Raw genomic sequence first — 25,135 nt, forward strand, 5'->3', positions numbered from 1 at the left:
ATGGAAAAATTAAATTTAATTAAAGACGCAATGACAAGTGCTGTCAATAACTTATATAACAACTACCCACATATTGATAAATTAAACGTTTTCCCTGTTCCAGATGGTGATACAGGAACTAACATGAATTTAACAGCTACAAATGGATATAACGATGTTAAAGACATAAATTATAACACAATAGGTGAATTTCTAAATGCTTTTGCTAGAGGTTTAATTATGGGAGCTAGAGGTAACTCTGGTGTTATTTTTTCTCAAATTATTAAAGGTTTAGCAAAAGGGATGAACGATGCTACTGAATTAAGTTCATCTGAATGAAAAAAAGGTTTCTCAGAATCAAAAATTATTGCTTATAGAGCAGTTATGAAACCTGTTGAAGGAACAATTTTAACTGTTATTAGAGAAGTTGCTGAACAAACAGCTCTTCTACCTGATGACATGGATTCAAAAGAATTTTGAACAAAGGTTATTTTTATTGCTAATGAAGCACTTGAAAATACACCAAATTTATTGCAAGCATTAAAAGACGTGGGTGTTGTGGACTCAGGAGCTTATGGTTTAGTTAAATTCTTAGAAGGAGTTAACTCAGTTATCCAAAATAATGAAATTATTGCAAAAACAGATAAGCTTGAGATCAATGAAGGTGGAAACATCGAAATGGAAATTGAATCAGAGTTTGGTTATTGTACTGAAGGAATTGTTATGCTAAATCCTGAATGAATTAACAAATTGCAAACAAGTGCAATTAGAGACCAACTTCAAATTTATGGAAATACATCAATTGTTGTTGTTATTGATGAAGATATTTTAAAAGTTCATACACATGCTTTAAGTCCTGGACAAGTTTTAATGTTCTTGCAACAATATGGAGATTTTAGAACTGTTAAAGTTGATAATATGAATTTACAAGCTGATAGACAAGTTAAAAACAGCGAAAATGCAGGTTGACAAGAAACTACAACAATCAAACTTGAAAGAAAACTTAACAATGAATACGCAACAATTGCTGTTGTATCATCACCAGAATTGAAAAAATATTTTGAAAAAGAACTTGGTATTGATATTGCAATTGATGGAGGCTCAAAAATGAATCCATCTACAAATGATTTCTTAAAAGCTATTGAAGAAGTTGATGCTAAAACAGTTTATTTAATGCCAAATAATGGAAACGTATTATTAGCAGCTAAACAAGCAGAAAAAGAAGAAACAAAATCAAAAATTGTAGTTATTCCTACAAAAACAATTCAACAAGGAATGACAGCTGCATTATCATTCGATCCTTCTTCAACAACAGTTAAAAACACAAAAGCTATAACTTCAGCTATTAAAAATGTTGTTTCTTTCCAAGTATCACAAGCAGCTAAAGATTCTTTAGTTGATGGTATTAAAATCAAAAAAGATCAACAAATGGCTATTGTTGACGGAAAAATTGTTGGAACAGCTAATGATATAGGTGTTTTATTTGAAAAGCAATTAGCAAGATTCATTACAAACAAAACAGAAATTATAACTATTTTCATAGGACAAGACGCTTCAGCTAAAAGCGTTAGCCAATTAAGAAAATTCTTAGACGAAAACTTTGATGTTGAATATGAAATTATTGAAGGTGGACAAAAAGTCTACAGCTTCATAATTGCAATCGAATAATTTATTAAAACACCCTTAAGGTGTTTTAATTTTATAAAATAAAGAAAAAGGTAGGTACTAGTATGTATAAAATAGCTTTTGATGTAATGGGAGCAGACAATGGTAGTGAAGTTGCTGTTCAATCAGCAAGTGAGTTTTTAAAATCAAGAAAAGAATTATATTTAGTTCTTGTTGGAGACAAAAAAGAAATTGAAGAATCATTAAGAAAATTTCCTATTGATGAAAATAGATTTGAAATTTTTGAAACTTCTGAATTTATTGATATGAATGGGTCAATTATGGACATTAGAAGAAAAAAAGATTCTTCAATGGTTAGAGCTTTAGAAATGTTAAAAGACAAAAAAGTTGACGCAATGATTACTGGTGGTAATTCGGCAGCTTTTATTGCAGGTTCTCATTTTATTTTAGGGGAATTAAATGGAATTACAAGACCAGGTTTTATGCCAACATTGCCAACAGCAGTTGATAACAAATTAACTTTATTATTAGACGTAGGAGCTAATTTAGAAGCTGATATAGAAGATATAATTGGTTATGCAAAAATGGCGAATATATATTCAAAAAATGTTTTAAAAGTTGAAAACCCAAGTGTTGCTCAACTAAATATTGGAGAAGAAAAGTCAAAAGGAACATTGCTTCAAAAAGAAATTTATAAAGAGTTAGAAGCTGATAAAAATATTAATTTTTATGGTAATTTAGAAGCAAGAGACATTTTAGCTGGTAAAGTTGACATCATAGTCACTGATGGTTATACAGGGAACATGTGTTTAAAAGCATTTGAAGGTGCTTCAAAAATTTTAATGACTGAAATTAAAGCCCAATTATATAAAACAATTTTTACAAAATTAAAGGCTTTAACTTTAAAAAAATCATTTGATAATGTTTCAAAAAAATTTGATTATAAAAATCACTCTGGTGCTATTCTTCTGGGAGTTGATGGAATCGCATTTAAAGCACACGGATCAAGTGATGTTAAATCATTTAAAGCAACATTAAGAATGACATGTGAAGCTATTGAAAATGATGTATTAAATAAAATTAAAAAGGAAATAAAATAAGATGACAATGCATGAATTCTTCGAAAAGTTTGGTATAAAAATTAATGATTCAAAAATTTTTAGTACTGCTTTAACACATAATTCATATGCAAATGAAACTAAGACTAAAGAAACATATCAAAGACTAGAATTTTTAGGAGATGCTGTTTTACAAATGTATGTTTCTAAATTTTTATATTTAAACTTTGTTAATGCTCCTGAAGGTAAACTTACAAAAACTAGATCTGATATTGTTAGACAAGAAACTTTGAGTGAAATTGCTAGAATGATTGATCTTGGTAAAATAATAAGATTAGGTCAAGGTGAAATTAAGTCTAAGGGTTATGAAAAACCATCTATTTTATCTGATGTCTATGAAGCTGTTACAGCTGCAATTTATTTAGATCAAACAGAAGAAATTTTAATAAAATGAATTAAAGCCACTATATTTAAATATTTAGAAAAAAATGATTATAAAGAATTAAATCATGACTATAAATCTGAATTACAAGAAATAATTCAAGCAGAAATTAGAAGTGATTTAGAATACAAAGTTGAGAAACAAATTCATATTGAAAAAGACAATAAAATAGTGTATACAGTTAGTGTAAATTTAGATGGTCAAAAATATGGAATTGGTAAAGGATTTTCAAAACAAGAAGCCTCTCAGAATGCTGCAAAAGATTGTTTGAACAAGTTAAAAAAACCAAATAATTCATATGAAAAGTAAGTCTTTGTGCTTACTTTTTATATTGAAATTACCCTCTTTTATACATAGTATAAATGGAACTAAATTCAAGCAAATTTTTATATTATTTGATATAATTTTATTAGTTATTATATTTTACAAAGGAGTTATTAAATTATGCTATTTTTAAGACAAATCAGAGCAGTTGGATTTAAATCATTTGCAGAACCTACAACTTTAAATTTTACAAAAGAAATGATTGGTGTTGTTGGACCAAATGGTTCAGGGAAATCAAATATTACTGATTCAATTAGGTGAGCATTAGGAGAACAATCAACAAAATCATTACGTGGTTCTAACATGGATGATATTGTTTTCTCAGGTAGTGCAGATAAACCAGCGGCTGATTTTGCAGAAGTAACTTTAGTTTTTGATAACCAAAGAGACATTTTTTCTACAATTAAAACTGACATTGTTGAAATTACAAGAAGATTTAATAAAAAAACTCGTGATAGTGATTTTTTCATTAACGGAGAAAAATGTAAATTAAGGGATATTCAGGATGTTGCTTTAGAGACAGGTTTAACAAAATCAAGTATTGCAATTATTTCTCAAGGAACTATTTCAACTTTTGCAGAAGCTAAACCAGATGCAAGAAGAGAAATTTTTGATGAAGCAGCAGGATTAGCTAAATATAAAAAGAGAAAATTAGAAGCTCTAAAGCAATTAGCAAAAACTACTGAAAACCTAACAAGAATTAGTGATATCAAGTTAACTTTAGAAAAAAGATTACCAAAAGAAAAAGAAAAAGCTGAAAAAGCAGCTAAATACAAAGATAAAATTGAAGAATTACAAAAAATTGAATTAACAATTTTAGCAAGTGATGCGTTAACTTTTGAAACTGAATTGGCAAGTCTAAGAGATAAAAGACGCCAATTAGATATTGAAGTTCAAAAATTAGCTAATGAAATTAATTTATCTCAAGATGAATTAGATGTTATGTTATCTAAAACAGGTGATGCTGATAAAGAAATGAATCAGCTGAATTTAAATTTTCAAAAAATTGTTGAAAGAATTGCAAGTTTAAAATCTCAAAAACAACAAGTTGAAGCTAGAGAAAATTCTGAAAATGTTGATCAAAATGTTGATGATATTAAAGCTAGAGCACTTAAAAAAGAATTTGATGAAAAATCAATTTCATTAAATAGTGAAAAAGATTTAATTTTAAATCTTGAAAAACAAGAGTTAGATTCAAAAAGAAGATATGATGAAATTAATGATCAATTCAGAACCTTCCATATGCAATCACAAGAAATTGAATCAGAAAAAAATAAGCTTCAATATCGTTTAGAAGAACTTGAACATAAACAAAATACAAACAACTTAAATCCAATGTCTGGTGCAAAAGCGATTATTGATAATTCAAAAAGATTATCTGGAGTTGTTGGAACTGTTGGTTCATTAATTGATGTTAAAGAAGAATACCAAATAGCAATCTCATTAATTACAGGTAATCATTTGCAGTCAGTTGTATTTAAAACTAGTGAAGATGCTAAAAAAGGGATTGAGTTTTTAAAAAATCAAAGATTAGGTAGGGTTAATGCATTACCAATTGATACTTTAAATCCTTCATCAATTACTGGTCCTCAAAGAGACTTAATTAAAAAAGCACCTGGATTTGTTGGTTTTGCAAATGAATTAGTTGAAATTCAAGAAAATTGTCAAGTTGTTTTAGATTACATTTATGGAACAACAATTGTTGCGAGAAACTTTGATGATGCTACTCGTTTAGGGAAAAGTATTAACTTCCGTTATGGTATTGTTTCATTAGATGGACAAAGAGTTCTTCCTAGAGGAGCTATGAGTGGTGGTTCTGTGAACAAGGCTTCAAATATATTTGCTGCTAGAAAAGTTGATGAAGCTTTTGACCCAGAAGCAATTAAAACAAAAATTATTACTTTAGACAAAATATTTGTTGAAAAACAAAAAACTTTTAATGATTTAAAAGAAGTAAGAGAAAAGTTAATAGATGACATTAATCAAATAGCTTCAAATATAAGAATTGGAAAAAATTCAATTAATATTTTAAATTCATCATTAGTTGAATTATCAGATAATTACAAAATTATTACTGGTAAAGATTTAATAAATAATCAAACAACTTCTTCATTTGATGAATCTGAGTCAATTAGAATAGCAAGAGAAATTGCTAAACTAGAAACTGAAAGAAATGAAATTTCTATTAAACTAAATGGATTATCAGAATCAAAAACTAAAACAACTGATCGTCAACATGAACTAAATAAAGAAAATAAAGAAAAACGTGAAGTCTTAAGTAATTGAAAAGATGAATTAGCTAATGTTAAATCAGATTTAAATGTTTTAGAAGCAACAAATATTCAAATTTTAAAAAGATTAAATGAAGGATATAACTTATCTTTAGATGCAATTCGTGAAATGGAATTTGATGAAATTGAAAATCCACAAGAAACAAGAGCAAGAATTCAAGAATTGACAATTGAATTAAAATCAATTGGAGAAGTTTCAATGGACGCTATCCAAGAGTATGAAGAAACTAAGAAAGAATATGATTACTATGTTCTTAACTTAAATGAAGTTCAAGAATCAACTGATAAATTAAATGAAATAATTTTAAATATCGATATTGAAATGAAAACACAATTTAAACGCATTGTTGATGATGTTAATGCAGCATTGCCAGAAGCATTCCAAAAATTATTTAATGGTGGAACAGCTCGTTTAATTTACACAAATCCTGAAGATATTTTAGAAACAGGAATTGATATTGAAGTTAATCCACCTGGTAAAAAAATTACCAACCTAAATTTATTGAGTGGGGGAGAAAAATCATTGGTTGCATTATCAGTATTATTCTCAATCTTAAAAGTAAGACCTCTACCATTGGTTATTTTAGATGAGGCTGAAGCTCCATTAGACCCAGCAAACGTTACAAGATTTGCGCGTTATGTTAGAGATTTTGTTGAAAATACTCAATTTATTATTGTTACTCATCGTGAAGGAACAATGGAAAACTGTGATATTCTATATGGTGTGACAATGGAAACTAAGGGAATTACAAAAATAGTTCAATTAGCTTTAGATATAGATAAAATTAAAAAACTAATTAATAAAAATAAAGAATAAAATAAAAAATCACATAAATTTAGTGATTTTTTGCTTTTTTAATGTATTTAATCTTAGATTAAATAAAACGATTAAATAAACTTAAAAAGCAAAAAAGTGACTAAAATTGATATAATATTATTAATTATTTCTAAATAGGAGAAACACATGAACAAGAAATTCTTTTTAGTAATGGTTATAGTTGTTGGAGCAATTATAGGTTTATGATCTTGAACCTTTGTTGCCCCAAACAATTCTATAAGTATTGGTGGTAGTGCCAGTGTTCAACCTTTATTAAAAAAACTTACTGATAAATATACAACAGCTGATGGTAAAAAGTTTGTTTATTCTGCAACAGGTTCTGGTGCTGGTGTAACAAACGTGCAAGAAGGTGTATATGAAATAGGATTTATTTCAAAAGAAATTCTTTCAGATGACTGAAAAGATAAAAAGATTATTAATGAAAGCAAAGTTGAAGAAGGTGGAGTTTTTGAACAACTTTCAAGTGAAGATTTAAAAAATCCAAATTGATATTCTGAAAAATTAAAAGAACAAGAAGATATTGAAGATACTTATAGATCAATTGAATTCGCTAGAGATTCTATTGTATTTGTTTATAATGACAAAGGAACAGGTTTTTCTGAATTTTTAGAAAATACAAAAATAGATTTTCATTTTGAAGTTCTTGAAAATGGAAAGTTTGATCCTAATGGAACAAGCACACAATTATTAAAAGAAGTTTATGAGCATGACTCACAAAATAAATTGATAACTTGACAACAATTAGCATTAAGCATAGCTGATAAGTTTTCAGATGATGCTCATAAAGAAACAAATAAACAAGAGGCTCTAAAAGTTTCAAATAAAATTAAAGTAACACCTTATTCTTCAACAAGTGGTTCTGGAACTAGAACATCATTTACAAGCTTAACAGATGTGCATCCTGGAAATGCAGTTAAAGAATATGGAGCAAATGGTACAATCTATAGTCAAATTGAAAAATCGCCTGGTTCAATAGGTTTTGTTTCAATGTTATATGGTTCAGCTGAATCATCAACTGTTAAGTCAGTTAAAATTAAGAAGGATAATAATGAATGAGATCCTTCAAATGATAATTCAGAGCAATTAAAGGATTATCCTCTAACAAGACCATTCATAGCAATTTATAAATATGATAGTAATAATGAACATTTATCACAAATTATCGATTTCTTATTTTGAATGGCTACAAGTAAAGAAGTCGAAAGTTTTTATTCATCTGTAGGATTATCTCAAAAGATTGTAAACGATATTAGAAATTAATAAATAGAATGGAGAATTTATGTTTCTTAGAAAAAGTAGTGAAGAAAATTCATTTAAAGCTAAACAGTTTAAACCAAAACAAAATTTAAATGCTAAATTATTTAAATCTATAGTTTACAGTTTAACTTTTGCTGTTATTGCAATTCTGCTAGTTTTAGTAATCTTTGTTATTTTAAAATCAACAAATGTTTTTAAAGAAACAGGGTTTTGAAGTTTTATTACAGGTACAAGTTGAAAACCTGGCAAAAATGGACAAGGTCAATATGGTATAGGTTTAATTATTTTAATGACACTTGTTCTTTTAACAATATCAATGTTGTTTGCAATTCCACTAACAATTTTCTCAACATTATTTATTTCTGAATATCTTTCAGTAAGTATGCAAAAAAAAGTTTTAACAGTTATAAAACTTTTAGCAAGTGTTCCCTCTGTTGTATTTGGTTTATTTGCAAGAGACCAAATTGGTGCACTATTTCAATTAATGGGAGCTCCAAATAATGATAATTTAATGGTTGCAGCTATGACTATGACATTTATGGCAGCTCCAACAATGATAAGTTTAAGTTACAATGCTGTTCAATCAGTTCCTGAAGGTTACAGACTTGGAAGTTTAGGTTTAGGGATTTCAAAAGAACAAACAACTTTTAAAATTATTAGAAAGTCGGCATCAGCGAAAATAATTTCTGCAATAATTTTAGGTATGGCTAGAGTTATAGGGGAAACTATGGCAATTATGATGATAGCTGGTAACTCAACTGGTGGTTTCATAACTGACAGCGGAATAGCTGGTTTCTTATTTTCATCAATTAGAACTCTTGCTGCAACTATTGGTTTAGAGATGACTGAAAACAGTGGATCAACCCACGAATCAGCACTTTACGCAATTGGATTAATTTTATTCTTATTAGTGTTTATTATTAACATTGTAATTTTATTTATGTCAAATGTTGATAACATGAAGTATTCAAGAAGAATTAAAAGAGAAGAAAAGTTAAATCAAAACGCAATTAAAAAATCTAAAGACCCAAAATATGTTTATGATAAAAAAGTGCTAGGAATGATGGTACATAATCGTACAGAAAACAAATTCTTTAAAAAAATGTATTCTGCTACAATGCTACTTTTTATGTGAATATCAACAGCTATAATAATTTCATTTACTTTCTGAATTTTGGGTGATGTTTTAATTAGAGGATTAATAGGCCTTTCAGATCCAATTGCATTTATACATATGGACACAGAAAATAGAACTGGTGGAGGTATATTTGCTGCTTTACTTACAACATTGCTGCTTGTTTTATGTACACTTGTATTTGCAATACCATTTGCGTTAGCAGCAGCAGTTTATTTAAATGAGTATGCAAGACAAAATTCAATTTTAACTAAATCATTTAGATTTGGTATTAACCTTTTAGCTTCAACACCATCAATTGTATTTGGTATATTTGGTTTATCAATATTTATTGTTTTATTAGGATTGCCTTTTAGTATTTTAGCAGCAGCTTTAACAATGACAATAGTTGTATTACCAATGTTAATATCTAACTTTGAGGATGCTTTACAACAAGTCCCACATCAATATCGTGAAGCAGGCGCAGCTTTAGGTCTAACAAAAATTCAAACTTTATTTAAAATTATTTTGCCTAACGCAATGGAAGGTATTATTACAGGTATTATCTTAGCTATGGCTAAAATTATTGGTGAATCTGCTCCTATTTATTTAACTTTAGGAACAGATATTCAAATGCCAACTCAAGGATTCTTATCTCAAGGAACAACTTTAACAACTGGTATTTACATGATGGTTGCAGAAGGAATTCCAGGTCATGGTCAAGGAACAATTTATTTAATGGCGTTAATTACTATTATTCTTATTGTTGGGTTAAACTTTACATCAGGAAGATTATCATCATTACTTGTTCAAAAATCAAAAGACTTAAAAGCTAAATCAAAAATCAAGCGTAAAGAATTTAAAACTAGAAATAAAGCAAGGTTTAAAAAGTTGAAACCATCCTTCAAATTTAAAATAATGAAACTACAAAGTAAAATTAGAAATAATGAAATTAAATTAACTTACTTTATAAAACTAAAAGAAAAAAACAAGGCTTGAATTAAACGTAGCAAAGAATATAGAAAATTAAAAAAAGGAGTTACAGATCATGAGTAGTACTATTAAAAAAGATGAATCTATTAAAGGTTTAGATTTAAATAAAAATATCAAAGAAGAAAAGCAAGTTAAACTACCTGCTCTTTCAAAAAGAGCAGATATTATAAAAGTCTCTGATTTTAACTTCTTTTATAAAGGTAAAAAACAAGCTTTATTTGATATAAACATGGAAATTAAAGAAAATTCTATTACAACTTTTATTGGTCCTTCAGGATGTGGTAAGTCAACACTATTAAGATCAATAAATAGAATGAATGATTTAATTAGCGGATCAAGTATTGAAGGGTCTATTGAGGTTTTTGATGAAGAAATTTATAAACCTGGAACAGATGTTTCTAAATTAAGAACAGAAGTTGGTATGGTTTTTCAAAAAGCAAACCCATTCCCTTTATCAATATATGATAATGTTGTTTATGGACCAAAAACTCAAGGTATTAAAAGCAAGAAAGTTTTAGATCAAATATGTGAAGACTCTTTAAGAAAAGCTGCACTGTGAGAAGAAGTCAAAGATAAATTGGAAACACCAGCTTTAGGGCTTTCAGGTGGTCAACAGCAAAGACTTTGTATCGCTAGAGCTATTTCAATGCACCCTAAAATTTTATTAATGGATGAACCTACATCGGCTTTAGACCCAATTGCAACATTGAAAGTTGAAGAATTAGTTCTTGAACTTAAAAAAGAATATACAATTGTAATGGTTACACACTCATTGCAACAAGCCACTAGAATAAGCGACATGACTGCTTATTTCTTAAAAGGGGAATTAATAGAGTATAATACAACTAAGAAAATCTTTATTAATCCAAAAGATTCAAGAACAGAAGATTATATTTCAGGAAGGTATGGTGATTAATTATGTCAATAAATAAAATTTTAGATAATGATATTAGACAGTTAACTAATATGCTTGAAGAAATGATCAGAGAGACTAAAGTTCAATACGCTGAAACTTTTCAAGTTATTACTAAAAATGACATTGAAGGTTCAACTATGATTGTTGAACACGACAAAATTATTAATGATAAATTAAATGAATTTACTTCAACTGCTTTATGAAAAATTGCTAAACAACAATTAATGGCTAAAGACTTAAGATTAGCAGTTGGTGGAATCTTACTAGCAAGAGAAATTGAAATTATTGCTGACTATGCAAAAAAATTATGCATTTTCTTTACTAAGTTTAAACCAACCAAAAAGTATACAACTTCAATCTTGAATTTATTTCAATTAGTTATTGATATGTTAGATAGCTTTTCAGAATTATTCATAAATTTTGATACAAATAAAATAGTTAAAGTAATGGAATTAGAGTCTGAAATTAATAAGGAATTTGATGATTTATATAACTACTTAGTAAAAGCATTAAAAAAAGCTGAAACAACTGAAGAAGTAACTGAAATTTCTGAAGCAATGAAACAAGCAAAAAACTTGGAAAGAGCTGGAGACCACTTATTAACAGTTCAAGAAATAGTTTCATTTATAAGAACTGGAAGGTTTGAAGAAACTTCAGAAATTTATGAAAATTTAAAAACAATGATGTAATAAACGAAAATCTGCACATGCAGATTTTTTTATTTTAAGATATTTTGATAAAATAATAAATAGTAGATAGAGGTATATCATGGGGTTTTGGAATAAGTTAAAAGATAAAATAAAGGGAAAAACTATTGAAGAAAATATCGAGGCGATAGAAGCTGAAAAAATAGATGTAGTAGAAGAGAAGAAAACACCAAGCGATAAAGAAATTGTTAAAAAACAAAAACTTAAAGCTAAAAAACAAAAGACTGAAAAAGCAATTGCAAAATCAGCTTTAGACTTTTCAAAAGATATTAAAAAGCTTTCAAAGAAATATAAAAAAATGGATGACGATTTCTTTGAAGAACTAGAAGAAGTTTTAATTAAAACTGATATGGGAATGAAAATGGTTTTAAAGATATCAAATAATATTAGAAGAAAAGTTAAAAATACAACTGAGGCCTTAGAATTTAGAGAAATCCTAGCTGAAGAAATTTATGACATTTATACTGATGGATCAAAAAAAGTTAATAATTTAAATTTTGAAGATGGAAGATTAAACATATTCATGGTGATTGGAGTTAATGGAACTGGTAAAACAACATCATTATCAAAAATTGCTAACTACTACGCTGAACAAAATAAAAAGGTTTTAATTGCAGCAGCAGATACTTTTAGAGCGGGAGCTATTGAGCAACTTGAAGAATGGGTTGATAAAAGACTGGATAATAAAGTTGATTTAGTTAAAGGTAAAAAGAAAAATCAAGATCCAGCAAGTGTGGTTTATGATGCATTGGAAAAAGCTAAGGGTGAAAATTACGATTTACTATTAATTGATACTGCTGGTCGTTTACAAAATAAAGTTAATTTGATGAATGAATTAGAAAAAATGTATCAAGTTGTTGAAAAATTTGAAAAAAAAGCACCGCATGAATTATTACTAGTAATAGATGCAACAACTGGTCAAAATGGAGTTATTCAAGCACAAGAATTTAATGAAGTTGCAAATGTAACTGGAATTGTTTTAACGAAAATGGATGGAACAAGTAAGGGTGGAATTGCGCTTTCAATAAAAGATCAATTAAACATTCCTGTTAAACTTGTAGGAGTTGGAGAACAAGTAGAAGATCTTGAAAAATTTGATGTAGATCAATATGTATATAGTTTAGTTATTGGTTTTATGGAAGACAAGGAAGAGGACAATGAGTAAAAATAATTTAGAAAAAACTTTGGAGTTGTCTTCATTGTTTTATCTTTATCATAATTTGTTAACACAAAAACAGGTTGAATATTTTGAGTTATATTTTGAAGAGGATTTAAGTTTTCAAGAAATAGCGGATCAATTAGAAATATCAAAAGCAGCAGCACATGATGCAATTAATAAAATCATAAAATCATTAAATGATTTAGAAGAAAAATTGGGTCTAAATAAGAAAAAAGAAGTAATTAATAAAGTTTTAGATTCATATAAAGAATCAAGTAATAAAGAAGTTATAAAGCTTGTTAATGAAATGAAAGAGGTTATTTAATGAGAATTTTAATGATAGGAGACATTTTTGCTAAACCTGGTAGAGATGCATTTAAAAAACATATTGCAAAATTAATTGAATCTAAAAAAATTGATTTTGTTGTTGTTAATGGTGAAAATACAACTCATGGTAAATCAATATCAAAAGAACATTATAATTTTTATAAGCAAAATAGTGTTGATGTTATTACAAGCGGAAATCATATATTTAAAAATCCTGAAGTTCTTCAATATATATCTCAAACTCCAGATTTACTAAAACCTATGAATATGTATAAAACACCAGGCAATGGATATGTAATAGTTCAAAAAAATAATAAAAAAATTTGTGTTTTAAATTTAATGGGTAACAATTTTATGGACCCTTCAAATAGTGTTTATGAATCAATGGAAGATTTTTTAAATCTTAAACTAAATTATGATATTTTATTAGTTGATTTTCATGCTGAAACAACTGCTGAAAAAATAGCTTTTGCTTTAAATTATGATGGAATAATAACTGGATTTGTTGGAACACATACTCACGTTCAAACAGCTGATGAAAGAATATTACCAAAAGGTACTGCATTTATTACTGATTTAGGAATGAGTGGGGTAATTGATTCAGTTATTGGAATTGAACCAAGCGATGCTATTTATAAACAAAAAACAGGACTTATAAAACGTTTCCAACCTGCAAATGGAATTGCAAAATTAAACGGTGTAATTATTGAAATTAATGAAAATACCAACAAAGCAATTAGCATTGAAAGAATAAGTATTTAAAAGCAATTTATTTGCTTTTTTTATTCCAGATTTTAAAACGAATTTAGTATAATTTATATTGATATCGCAGAAGGGAAAAAGGAAAAATGAGAAAATTATTTACTAGCGAAAGTGTTTCAGAAGGTCATCCAGACAAAATATGTGATCAGATATCTGATGCGATATTGGATGAAGTATTGAAACAAGACCCAAACGCTAAGGTAGCCTGCGAAACATTTGCTACCACAAACTATTTATTAATCGGTGGACAGATAACAACAACTGCTGTTGTTGATTATGAAAAAGTTGCACGCGAAGTATTAAGAAAAATAGGATACAACAACGATGCATATGGTATCAATGCTGACACATGTCAAATTGATATTAGAATTGAGCAACAATCAGCAGATATTGCTTTAGGAATTGAATTAGATACTGAAATAATCGGGGCTGGTGACCAAGGTATTATGTTTGGTTATGCAACAAATGAATCAAAAACTTTTTTACCATTAGCTATAACTATTTCACATGAATTAGTTTACTTAGCTTCTAAGTTAAGAAAAGAAGGAAAATTTAAATGAGCAAGACCAGATATGAAGTCTCAAGTAACAATAGATTATACAGATGAATCAAATCCAAAAATTGACACAATCTTAATGTCTATTCAACATGATGATGAAATGATTGAAGCTGAATTTAAGGCGTTTATTAAAAATGAAATAATGGATATTGTAGCCAAAGAGTTTGGATTGAACACAGACTATAAAGTTTTAATTAATCCTACAGGTAGATTTGTAATTGGTGGTCCACAAGGAGATACTGGTTTAACAGGAAGAAAAATAATTGTTGATACTTATGGTGGTTATTCACGCCATGGTGGTGGAGCATTTTCAGGAAAAGATGCAACTAAAGTTGATAGATCAGCTGCCTATATGGCAAGATACGCTGCTAAAAATTTAGTTGCAGCAGGTTTAGCTGATAAAGTTGAAATACAAGTTTCATATGCAATTGGTAAACCAGAACCAGTCTCAATTTTTATTGAAACATTTGGTACTGAAAAAGTAACAAAAGAAGAAATTGTTAAAATTTTAACTGAAAACTTTAATTTTTCAGTTAATGAAATAATTAAAGTTTTAGATTTAAGAAAACCAATATTCTTAAAAACTGCGACTTATGGTCACTTTGGTAAAAATGAATTTACTTGAGAGAAATTAGATAAAGTTGCGTCAATTAAAAAATAAAGAAAAAAATCACTTTGATTAAAGTGATTTTTTATCATATAATAATTAATAAAAAAGGAAAATGAAATAAATGGAAAAATTTACTAAAAATATTTTTTTTAGAATATTAATTTTTTATTTTTTAATTTCATTTTTATTACCACAATTAGGATTTCTTATTCCAATAATTGTAATTTTTTCACTGTTTTTTTCAATTTTTTCAATTTTTAAGACAAATAAAGTAAAGCCAAAGTATATTTCAGTCTTTTTTCTTTTTTTCTTTCTTTGAACTTTATTTATTTTTGTCTTTACAATTACTTTGCTAATTGTATTTTTAAAAGATAATATGATTTTAATAAATTTTAAAGCATCAATTGCTTTACTTTGTACGATTATTATCACAGTAAATTTTTTATCACTTTTAAATGCAATAATTATAAATTATAAAAAAGAGTTTGATATAAATGAAATTTCAAAAACTAATAATAAATATATTAAATATTTATGTTTTTGAGAAAAGTTAATAATGCTTGAAAGAATAATTTGATATAGGCATTCAATTTCTTCAATTTAAAGTAACCTATTTTTAACAATTTAAAATAGGAGGATTTTTCATGAAAGAATTAATCAAAATAAATAAAATTAAAAAAGAAAATATTTTACAAGAAATTAATTTAAGCATTTTAGAAAATGAATGCGTTTCAATTATGGGTAATAGTGGAGTGGGTAAAACAACTCTTTTAAACATTTTATCTGGAATTGAAAAACCATCTGAAGGAAGTATTATAATTAATGGTACTAATATAGTCGACTTAAAAGAACCCAAACTTACAAAGTTTAGATCAAACGAAATATCATACATTTATCAAGACTATAAATTAATTGAATATCTAACTGTTGAACAAAATATAAAGTTTATTGAAAGAAATAATAAAAATAAAATTAGCGAACAAAAATACAAAAGTTTATTAAATGAACTAGGACTTGTTACAAAAGAAAAAGTTATTGTTGCTAAACTATCCGGTGGTCAAAAACAACGTGTTGCTATTGCTAGAGCATTATTAGGAAAATCAAAGATTATATTAGCTGATGAACCAACAGGAGCTCTTGATTTGATTAACACAAAGAAAGTTTTAGATGAATTAATAGTTAATAGTAAAAAAATGAAAAAAACTTTAGTAATAGTTACTCATTCACCACAGGTAGGACTTGAAACAGAAAAAATTGTATTAATGAATAATGGAAAAATAACAGAACAAATTAAAACTAATGAAATTTCAATTAATGAATTAGAAAAAAAGTTGCTTTTTGAAAATGCATAATAGTCAAATATTTAAACAACTAAATTTTTATAAGAGTTATAATTTGCCAATATTCATAATATTATTTTTATCATCACTGTTTACTAATTCATCATTATTTTTATTATTATCGTCACTAAAACAACTTGACAAAGAATCGAATATGACTTTAATTTTTATAATTTTATTTGGTCTTTTGTTTCTTATTTCAATATCAATGATAACTATAATTATAAGTATTAACTTTAATGTGAGAGAAAAAGATTTAATAAATAGAAGGCTAATTGGATTAGCATTTCACAAAGTCTTTAAAAATTTATTGCTTGAACAATCAATTATAATGATTCCTAGCTACATTTTAGGATTTTTTGCATCTATATTTTTAAATAAATTACTTATTGCAAGTTTAATCAATAAATCAATACTTGCTTCAAGTTTTTCAATTAACTACTCTTTTATAAATATATTTTTAGTACTTTTAGTGAGCTTTATTACTTTGTCAGCAATAATGTTTTTGTCAACAAAAAAATATAAGCGAATTGAAAATAATTATAAAATTCAAAAAAATAAGAAAAAACAATTTTTTAAAATCTTAATTGGATCTTTATTTTTAACTTCATACTTTTTATTAATTATTTTTAATAATACAGAAGTTTTATATTTATTTGGAGGAATATTTTTTATTATAGGTCTATATTTTTTATTAGAAATATTTATAGTTTGTATTGCTAAAGTATTATTTAAATTTTTTATAAAATATTTTACAATTTCAAGCTCAATTAAAAATATGGAATTTAATGCAGACTTAATAACAAAAATAATTTTAATGCTTGTTAATTCAATGATTTTTTTAAATTTTTCAATTAATGTTATTAATAAAATGGGAATTGAAAGCTATGAATTAAATCAAAATGCTGAATATTTAAACGGCTTAATGTTTTTGGGCTCATATTTAAACATTGTATTTATTAGTTTTACCTTTATTATTTTAATAAATGGCTTTTTAATGTATTTAAAAAGTTTGCAAAAAGAAACTGAAACATTAAGAAAATTGGGTTTTACAAGATCAAAAATATTTTTAAGAAATATATTTCAATTTTTAATTATTTGAATTTTCTATGTTCTTTTAAGTTTTATTGGAACAACTTTAATTTCAATTATTTGAAAAGATCAATCAGCTTTATTGAACTTAAAATATTGATATATCGAGATATTTGTTGTTTTATTGATTATGTTATTTTTAAGCTTAATTGAATGAACTTCAAAATTTTTAAAAAGAAATGAATTAACGTCTTAATTGACGTTTTTTTGTTATAAAATTATATCTAATAAAAGGAGAGATTATATGACAAAAATAAGACCACAAGATAATTTCTATGATTCAGTTAATAAAGAGTGAATAGATAATAATGAATTGCCTGATGGTTATGCATCATGAGGTAGTTTTGAAATGCTTCAAAAAAAGTCAATAGATGATATAAAAAATATTCTTAATGATTTAGTAGCAAAATCTGATTTAGATAAAGAAAGCAAAATGTTAGTTAATTTACGTTCTAATTATTTAAATAATGATTCAAGAAATAAGCAAGGCATTGATCCTATCAAACCTATTTTAAGTACCATTGAAAATTTAAAGGATAAAAAACAAATAACAAGCTTATTTGTAGAGCTATACCAAAAATGAGGAGTTTCATTCTTTCATTCAAAAGGAGTAGACTCAGACTTTAAAGATAGTAATTTGAGAGCCTTAATGATTGATTCAATGGGTTTAGGAATGTCAGATAGAGATTTTTATGATACAACTCACCCAAGACATAATGAAATTAAAAAAGCATACGAAGAGTACATTAATAACTTAGTTAAAATTTCAGGATTAAAATTATCAACAAAAGATATATTTAGCTTAATTTATAATTTTGAAGATAAAATCTCAAAATCAATGTTTAAACAAGAAGAATTACGTGAGCCAGAAAATATTTATAATGTTGTTACAATTAAAGACTTAAATGAAATATGTCCTATTATTAATTGAACAATTTATTTAAAAGAAACAGGTTATGATAAGGCAAAAAAAATTATTTTAACTGAACCTAAATATTTTACAGAATTAAATAAAATGCTTAATGAAATTGATATCAATGATTTAAAAGACATAATGCTATATAAAGTCACTAGTTCTTATTCAAAACTATTATCAATTGATTTGTATGAAAATGGATTTAAATATGGTTCAGTATTTAGTGGAGTTAAGAAAATGAAGCCAATTGAAGATCGCGTTGTTGAATTTGTTGATGGAACATTAGGAGAGTTATTGTCTAAAGAATACGTTAAACGTCATTTTTCACCAGACGCTAAAAAAGATGTTTTAAAAATGGTTCATGATTTATTAGATGTTTATGAAAAAAGAATTAAAACTCTTGATTGAATGTCAGAAGTTACAAAAACAAAAGCTATTGAAAAACTTAAATCATTTACTATTAAAATAGGATATCCAGACAAATGAGAGGATCTAAGTGATGTTGAAATTTTAAGTTATGAAGAAGGTGGAAGTTTATTTGATAACATGCTAAGTTTATCAAAACACTATATTAATAAAGAAATAAAAGAAATTAATTTACCTGTTGATAAAACCAAATGATACATGGATGCTCAAACAGTTAATGCATATTACAATCCAACTTCAAACGAAATTTGCTTTCCAGCTGGAATTTTACAAAAACCATTTTATGATGTAAACCAATCACATGCAGCAAACCTTGGTGGTATTGGAGCAGTTATTGGTCATGAAGTAAGTCACGGTTTTGATGATGAAGGAAGTAAGTTTGATAAATATGGAAACTTTGAAAATTGATGAACTGAACAAGATAATGAACAATACAAATTAAGAACTCAAAAAGTTGTTGAACAATACAATGAATACCAAATCAATGGTTCTAATGTAAATGGTAAATTAACTCTTGGAGAAAATATTGGAGATTTAAGTGGAGTTGCAGCTGCATTGGATATTTGCAAGACTCAAAGTCCTGAAGGCTTAAAAGACTTCTTCACTAACTATGCATTAGTTTGAAGAAGAAAAGCAACAGATGAACAAAAAAATACAAGATTATTAGTTGATCCACACTCACCAGAAGAATTTAGATGTAATGGAGTTCTTGTCAATATTGATGAGTTCCATGAGGTTTATAAAACAAAACCAGGTGATGGAATGTATAAAACAAAAGAAGAAAGAACTAAAGTTTGATAATTAAATAATTAACCATCTTAAAGATGGTTTTTTTATTTTTTAACATATAATTTATATTAGTAAGAGGTTAACATGCAAAAAGAAGTGAATATTATTGGTGCAGGTTTAGCAGGATGTGAAGCCGCATATCTATTAGCAGAAAATGGAGTTAAAGTTAATTTATTTGAAGTTAAATCATTAGTTAGAAATGAGATTCAAAAAACAAATGATTTAGCAGAACTAGTTTGCTCAAACACATTAAGAAGTAAATCAAAAAAGAATGCTGCTGGAATTTTAAAAAATGAAATGGAAATGTTGAATTCTTTAGTTATTAAAGCTGCATATGAAAATCAAATACCTGGTGATGATGCTTTAAGTGTTGATCGCTTTGGTTTTAGTAAATATATAACACAAGTAATTAACAATCATAAAAATATTAATTTATTTAATCAAGAGGTTACAAAAATAGATTATACAAAAGTTACAATTATTGCTTCAGGGCCATTAACTACTGAAAAACTAGGCAAAAGTATTGAATATTTAACTGGAAATGAAAAATTATTCTTCTTAGATGCTTCAGCACCAATCATAACAAAGGAAAGTATTGATTTTAATAGGGTTTATTGGGCAAGTAGGCATAATGATGGTAAACATGGTCAATACATCTGTATTCCACTTAATATGAACGAATTTGAGGCATTTGTTGAAGAGTTAAAAAAAGCTGAAACAATAACTTTAAAGAGTTTTGAAAAGGAAGTTTATTTTAAAGGTTGTCAACCTATTGAACAAATTGCAAAAACAAGTAAAAAGGTTTTACTAAATGGTCCATTATCACCTAATAACTTATATGATTTAAATAATGAAATTCCCTATGCTGTTGTGCAATTAAGACAAGATGACGCAATTGATAGTTTATATAATTTTGTAGGATTTCAAACAAACATTAAATGACCAGAACAAAAAAGAATTTTATCTACTTTACCTGGATTAGAAAAATGCAATATTGTTAGATATGGTGTTATGCATAAAAACTATTATATTAATTCACCAAAACTTTTAAATAGATCACAACAAGTTAAAAGAAATAAAAATATTTTCTTTGCAGGTCAAATAACTGGTGTTGAAGGTTATATTGAATCTGCAAGCAGTGGAATCTTAGCAGCAATTAATGTACTTGCTTATTTAAATAATGTAAAGATTGAACAGCCTTCAAGAAAAACAATGTTAGGTGCTTTAAATTTTTACATTACAAATCCTAAACATGAACAACTAAAACCAATGAAATGTAATCTTGGTATTTTAGATCAAAAAAATAAAAATTCAAAATCAGAGTTTTATTCATTTGAACAATCAGAAAAAGAAATGAAGAATTTTATAAAAAAAATTAGCAAAATTATAAAGATAGGTGAAGCAAATGATTAAAAACTGAGAAAAAATATTTTCTGAAAATAGTCTTGATCAAAAAATTAATAGAACAATAGAATTAGCTTATGCTACTGAAGAAAACATATATCCAATTAAACAAGATTGTTTAAGATTATTTAGTTTAGTTAAACCTGAGGATATTAAAGTTATTATTATTGGTCAAGATCCTTATCATAATCCTAAGCAGGCTGATGGAATAGCTTTTAGCGCTAATAATAAAATTAAATCACCAAAAAGCTTAATTAATATTTTTAAAGAGTTGGACAATGATTTGAAAATAAAACATTTTGACAATAATGATTTAACAGGATGAGTAAAACAAGGGGTTTTATTAATTAATACATGTTGAACAGTCATTGAAAATAAACCAGGTAGTCATAGCAAACTTGGCTGGCAAGAAATTGTTAGTGAAATATTAAATAAATTAAATGAAATTAATCCAAATATTATTTACTGCTTATGAGGAAACTACGCTAAGAAGGTTTATAAAAATTTAGATTTAAAAACAAAAAATTTTATTGAATCAGCACATCCTTCACCATTAAGCTATTATAAGGGTTTTGAAAATTCTAAGCCGTTTTCAAAAATAAATACAATTTTGCTTAATAATAATTTAGCACCAATTGATTGGTCTAAATAAGGTAAAATAATAAATAGGGAGAAACGTATGAAAAAAATAAATGAATTAAATAATTCCATACCAGCAGCTGATTTAGTTGTTAGGTTAGAAAAAATAATTGTTTCTACAGCAACTAATGGTTCATCTTATTTGATTTTAAATTTATCAGATAAAACTGGTAGAATTGAAGCAAGAAAATGAACAGTAACAGAAGAAGATAAACAATTATTACAACCAAACGCTTTTGTTTTGTTTAAGAATGCAGCTATAAATGAATTTAGGGGTGTATTACAACTTAAAGTTAATGACTATACTATTGTAAGTGAAACAGAATTAGCTTCTTATGGATTAAAATCAAGTGACTTCTTTATTGAAGCACCAATTAACATTGAGAAGAACTATGCTGAATTAATGACAATCTTAGAAGGTTTAACAAATGAGACATACAGCAAATTAACAATTGGTTTAATTAAGAAATATGAACAAGAATTTTTAACATATCCAGCAGCTATGACTATTCATCATAATGTTAAAGGTGGATTATTCTGACATAGTTTTACACTAGTGAAAAATGCAATGGCACTAAGACCAAGTTATTCATATGCTTCAATTGATTGAGAACTTTTAATTTGTGGAGCTATTCTTCACGATATAGGAAAAGTAATTGAAATTGTTGATCTAACTGGAACAGATTATAGTTTACAAGGCAAAGTAATTGGTCACATTAGTATTGGTAATACTGAATTAAATAAAATTGCAGAAGAATTAAATTTATATAAAGATGAAAATGGAAATATAAATGAAAGCTTAACATTATTACAACATATGATTATTGCAAGTCATGGTAAAAAAGAATATGGTTCACCAACAGAACCAGTTATTATTGAAGCTATTATGTTATCAATGTTTGATGATTTAGATGCAAAGGTATTTAAAATAAATGACGAGTTAAATAAAGTTGAACATAAAACATGAACACCTAGAATTATTAGTGTTGATGGAAAAATGTTTTATAAACACAAAAAATAATGTAATGTAGTGAGAGCTACATTTTTTTATTACAAATAAAAAAAGATGACTTTAGTGTCATCTCTATTTTGATATTTCGTTAAATACATCTTCTAAAGTAGCATATTTAAGGTTTACATTTTTATCATGTAGGAAACCTTCATCAACTTTAAATTTAGGTAAGATATGCTCATGATAATGGAATACAACTTGTTTTGCTATAGCTTCTTGATTAGAAACATAGTTAAATCCTTTTACACCATCTAATTTTTCTTGAAGTAATTCAGCTACAACTTTTTTAGCTTTAGCAACTTCAACAAGATATAAATCAGGTGTTTTAGTTAAATTTTCAGCATGTACTTTAGGTATTATTAATGTATGACCATCAGTAACTGGAAAAATATCTAAGAATGCATAAACATATTCATTTTCATAAATTTTATGTGAAGGAATATCTTGATTAATTATTTTACAAAATAAACATTCGTTATTCATTAGTTTGATTCACCAGATGTTTCGTCTTTAATGTATTTTGCCAATTCATCATAAAGTCCTTGGTAAAGAACATTGTCACCTTCCATGATGTATTTAGTATATAATTCAGTTTTTGCTTCTGTAGTATAATCAGTATCGCTTTTAACTATTCCGTTTTCAATTTCTGATAATAATAATTGTTTTGAATTAGCTGACAATCCTTTAATATCACTACTTGATTTTCTATCGTTGTTTCATGTGTAGCTTAAATTATAGTTTGATCTTGGGTCTGGATTTCTAGCAAAACCAATAGAATATAGTATTTTGTCAGTTTCGCCAACTTTTGCAGCGTCTTCAACACTAAAGGCTCTTGTAAATGAATCATTAGTTTTATCAATAACTTGGTTAACACCTAAAGTTGTTGGTTCGTCTTCAACTTTGATATTTACTTTATGTTTAATAGTTTCACCCAATGTAATTTCGCCACTTGTTGCCTTGTCGTTTAATTTAATGTAAGCATTTTGATTTGTGTCATAAATCACTTCAATATTTTTAGTTTCACTTACAATATTTACATTATCAATCGCAGGACTATATTTGTCCGCAAGAGGGATTCATGTATTTGCTGGAATAGACATATTAATGTCACCATTAGTCTCAGATAATAAAGAAATACTTGAGTTATCGTATATATCATTTAGATATAAAGGTAAAACTAAAACAATTTCTCTTTCTCCAGCATCTCCAACTTCATAACCTTCATCATTACCAGTTAAAATTGTTGGTCTAGTAATTGCTTTTGCATCAGTTTGAGCTGTTGTTGAAATTTCTAGGTTACCACTAATTGCTGCAACACCTGTATCATTGTTCATAACGATTCCATTATATCCTTTTAAACCAAAGAAAGGATCAGCACCTAACTGTGTTGTATTAACAACATTTGTTGTTTCTTCTCCACCAGCTTGGTCTTTAAAAGCATCTAACAATTTTTGCAATTCGCCTTCATTTAATTCAATATTTCCAGCTTGAGAACTTGAACCTTTAATTAATTCCTTATAAGAACGAACTCAATTGTTAAAATCAGTAGGTGTCCCTTCACTATCTGAAACATCTGTTTTAATAGATCAAATCAATTTTACATTTGACTGTTTTGTTGAAGAAATTAATGAATTTTGCATTGAAGTTACTAATTTATTAGTTGTGTCCAATCTAACAAAAGAGTTAGCATAATTAGTTGAAGTTCAGTTAGTTGTTAGTAGATTACTATCTAAATAAGTTAAACTTATTAATTGACTGTATAACTCAGGAACAATTTTTGAATTGATGTAACTTTGGAATCTGTATTGCATGATATCATTTCCATTAAAAGAACCATCTCCTTGATCACTAGAAACAGCTAGGAAAGCACTAGTTGTAATTGCTTCGTCTTGCCCTATTACTTTTTTAGTAGTTGGTAAACTATTAATTGTTTCGTCTTTTGCATTACCAACTATAAAAAATTTACCATTGTTTAATTCATCAATTGTTGGAGTTTGCTCTTTTCCATGTTCAGCTTCAGTTTGCCAACGCTTATAAGTAGTTTCACTTTCTGCTTTGAAATAAATTGAATATTTAATTCAAGTATCATTCTTTAAAATTCTTTTTGGATTGAAACCAGTCCCCATATAATCATATTCATTAACACCAGCTTTGCCAGCCTTAATAATAGCTGAAGTATATTCAGTAAAGAATTGATTATTTGCTAAATTTCTAAGTAGGATATTTGTTCGAGAATCAACTGCCTCATTTTTAACTTTTAGTGTTGATGCTAAACTTGAGCTAGTTTCTTTGAATTCTTCATCAGCTATGTTCTTATCTAAGATTTTAATAACGTCTGCAATAATTTCAGTATCTGTTATTGATAAGAATTTTTGTGCTTCAGAAACACTAATTAGACCGTTATCTCTCATTTTAATGATTAATGTTTTATATATGTTGGTATCACTAAAATTTAATTTATTAAATCTATCCACAGAATTAGCACATGAAACTACAACAGTTGATGTTGTAGCAGTTAAACCAACAGCTGCTAAAATTGCTATTAATTTTCTCAT

21 protein-coding genes are annotated in these 25,135 nt (G+C 26.9%); 18 read left to right on the forward strand and 3 right to left on the reverse strand.

The genetic code is table 4. The features are described 5' to 3' along the window. The 12 genes from CK556_RS01270 (at position 1) to metK (ending at position 15,013) form a co-directional block, all read left to right on the forward strand. A complete protein-coding gene (locus tag CK556_RS01270) occupies positions 1-1,647 on the forward strand; it encodes a DAK2 domain-containing protein (RefSeq protein WP_027875272.1) in 1,647 nt (548 codons plus the stop codon). Positions 1,648-1,709: 62 nt separating this feature from the next. After that, positions 1,710-2,705: a phosphate acyltransferase PlsX gene (gene plsX, locus CK556_RS01275; protein ID WP_027875273.1), complete on the forward strand. Its 996-nt coding sequence runs from the start codon at positions 1,710-1,712 to the stop codon at positions 2,703-2,705. Between the two features lies 1 nt (position 2,706). Next, positions 2,707-3,414 (forward strand): ribonuclease III, encoded by a 708-nt coding sequence (rnc, locus tag CK556_RS01280; RefSeq protein WP_027875274.1) that lies wholly within the window; start codon positions 2,707-2,709, stop codon positions 3,412-3,414. A 135-nt stretch (positions 3,415-3,549) separates the two neighbouring features. Beyond that, complete coding sequence (locus CK556_RS01285; RefSeq protein ID WP_027875275.1) at positions 3,550-6,537, forward strand: AAA family ATPase; 2,988 nt, start codon at positions 3,550-3,552, stop codon at positions 6,535-6,537. Between the two features lie 147 nt (positions 6,538-6,684). Continuing rightward, positions 6,685-7,818 (forward strand): phosphate ABC transporter substrate-binding protein, encoded by a 1,134-nt coding sequence (gene ptsS / locus CK556_RS01290; protein WP_027875276.1) that lies wholly within the window; start codon positions 6,685-6,687, stop codon positions 7,816-7,818. A gap of 19 nt (positions 7,819-7,837) precedes the next feature. Continuing rightward, a complete protein-coding gene (gene pstA, locus CK556_RS01295; RefSeq protein WP_027875277.1) occupies positions 7,838-9,985 on the forward strand; it encodes a phosphate ABC transporter permease PstA in 2,148 nt (715 codons plus the stop codon). Then, positions 9,978-10,838: a phosphate ABC transporter ATP-binding protein PstB gene (gene pstB, locus CK556_RS01300; RefSeq protein WP_027875278.1), complete on the forward strand. Its 861-nt coding sequence runs from the start codon at positions 9,978-9,980 to the stop codon at positions 10,836-10,838. The genes pstA and pstB overlap by 8 nt, the downstream gene beginning before the upstream one ends. A gap of 2 nt (positions 10,839-10,840) precedes the next feature. Next, positions 10,841-11,527 (forward strand): phosphate signaling complex protein PhoU, encoded by a 687-nt coding sequence (gene phoU, locus CK556_RS01305; protein WP_027875279.1) that lies wholly within the window; start codon positions 10,841-10,843, stop codon positions 11,525-11,527. A gap of 79 nt (positions 11,528-11,606) precedes the next feature. Then, positions 11,607-12,710: a signal recognition particle-docking protein FtsY gene (gene ftsY / locus CK556_RS01310; RefSeq protein ID WP_027875280.1), complete on the forward strand. Its 1,104-nt coding sequence runs from the start codon at positions 11,607-11,609 to the stop codon at positions 12,708-12,710. Continuing rightward, a complete protein-coding gene (ylxM, locus tag CK556_RS01315; RefSeq protein WP_027875281.1) occupies positions 12,703-13,029 on the forward strand; it encodes a YlxM family DNA-binding protein in 327 nt (108 codons plus the stop codon). Before ftsY ends, ylxM begins: the two co-directional genes overlap by 8 nt. Then, positions 13,029-13,793: a TIGR00282 family metallophosphoesterase gene (locus CK556_RS01320; protein WP_027875282.1), complete on the forward strand. Its 765-nt coding sequence runs from the start codon at positions 13,029-13,031 to the stop codon at positions 13,791-13,793. The genes ylxM and CK556_RS01320 overlap by 1 nt, the downstream gene beginning before the upstream one ends. 86 nt (positions 13,794-13,879) lie before the next feature. Continuing rightward, positions 13,880-15,013 carry a methionine adenosyltransferase gene (gene metK / locus CK556_RS01325; RefSeq protein WP_027875283.1) on the forward strand — a complete coding sequence of 378 codons (1,134 nt, stop codon included), beginning with the start codon at positions 13,880-13,882 and terminating at the stop codon, positions 15,011-15,013. 114 nt (positions 15,014-15,127) lie between these two features. Here metK and CK556_RS03860 read toward each other — a convergent pair whose 3' ends face one another. Further along, positions 15,128-15,394, reverse strand: coding sequence for a hypothetical protein (locus CK556_RS03860; protein ID WP_156923121.1), 267 nt, complete (start codon positions 15,392-15,394; stop codon positions 15,128-15,130). A 212-nt stretch (positions 15,395-15,606) separates the two neighbouring features. Here CK556_RS03860 and CK556_RS01335 point away from each other — a divergent pair, with 212 nt between their 5' ends. The 6 genes from CK556_RS01335 (at position 15,607) to CK556_RS01360 (ending at position 22,589) form a co-directional block, all read left to right on the forward strand. Continuing rightward, entirely contained in the window at positions 15,607-16,314 is a 708-nt protein-coding gene (locus CK556_RS01335) for an ABC transporter ATP-binding protein (RefSeq protein WP_036246497.1), read from the forward strand. Beyond that, the gene (locus tag CK556_RS01340; protein WP_156923122.1) at positions 16,307-17,590 is read left to right on the forward strand and encodes an FtsX-like permease family protein; all 1,284 of its coding nucleotides are present in this window, start codon (positions 16,307-16,309) and stop codon (positions 17,588-17,590) included. The genes CK556_RS01335 and CK556_RS01340 overlap by 8 nt, the downstream gene beginning before the upstream one ends. Positions 17,591-17,638: 48 nt before the next feature. Then, positions 17,639-19,537, forward strand: a complete 1,899-nt coding sequence (locus CK556_RS01345) for a M13 family metallopeptidase (RefSeq protein ID WP_027875286.1) — start codon at positions 17,639-17,641, stop codon at positions 19,535-19,537. A 72-nt stretch (positions 19,538-19,609) separates the two neighbouring features. Beyond that, positions 19,610-20,938 (forward strand): methylenetetrahydrofolate--tRNA-(uracil(54)-C(5))-methyltransferase (FADH(2)-oxidizing) TrmFO, encoded by a 1,329-nt coding sequence (trmFO, locus tag CK556_RS01350; RefSeq protein WP_027875287.1) that lies wholly within the window; start codon positions 19,610-19,612, stop codon positions 20,936-20,938. Next, the gene (locus CK556_RS01355) at positions 20,922-21,581 is read left to right on the forward strand and encodes a uracil-DNA glycosylase (RefSeq protein ID WP_420845525.1); all 660 of its coding nucleotides are present in this window, start codon (positions 20,922-20,924) and stop codon (positions 21,579-21,581) included. Before trmFO ends, CK556_RS01355 begins: the two co-directional genes overlap by 17 nt. A 27-nt stretch (positions 21,582-21,608) precedes the next feature. Then, positions 21,609-22,589, forward strand: a complete 981-nt coding sequence (locus tag CK556_RS01360) for a 3'-5' exoribonuclease YhaM family protein (protein WP_027875289.1) — start codon at positions 21,609-21,611, stop codon at positions 22,587-22,589. 63 nt (positions 22,590-22,652) lie between these two features. On the opposite strand, the gene CK556_RS01365 is transcribed toward CK556_RS01360, so the two are convergent. Continuing rightward, a complete protein-coding gene (locus tag CK556_RS01365; protein WP_027875290.1) occupies positions 22,653-23,063 on the reverse strand; it encodes an HIT family protein in 411 nt (136 codons plus the stop codon). Beyond that, positions 23,063-25,135 carry a lipoprotein gene (locus CK556_RS01370; protein WP_027875291.1) on the reverse strand — a complete coding sequence of 691 codons (2,073 nt, stop codon included), beginning with the start codon at positions 25,133-25,135 and terminating at the stop codon, positions 23,063-23,065. Before CK556_RS01370 ends, CK556_RS01365 begins: the two co-directional genes overlap by 1 nt.

Source organism: Mesoplasma chauliocola (assembly GCF_002290085.1).
In the GTDB taxonomy this organism is placed as follows: Bacteria; Bacillota_I; Bacilli_A; order Mycoplasmatales; family Mycoplasmataceae; genus Mesoplasma; species Mesoplasma chauliocola.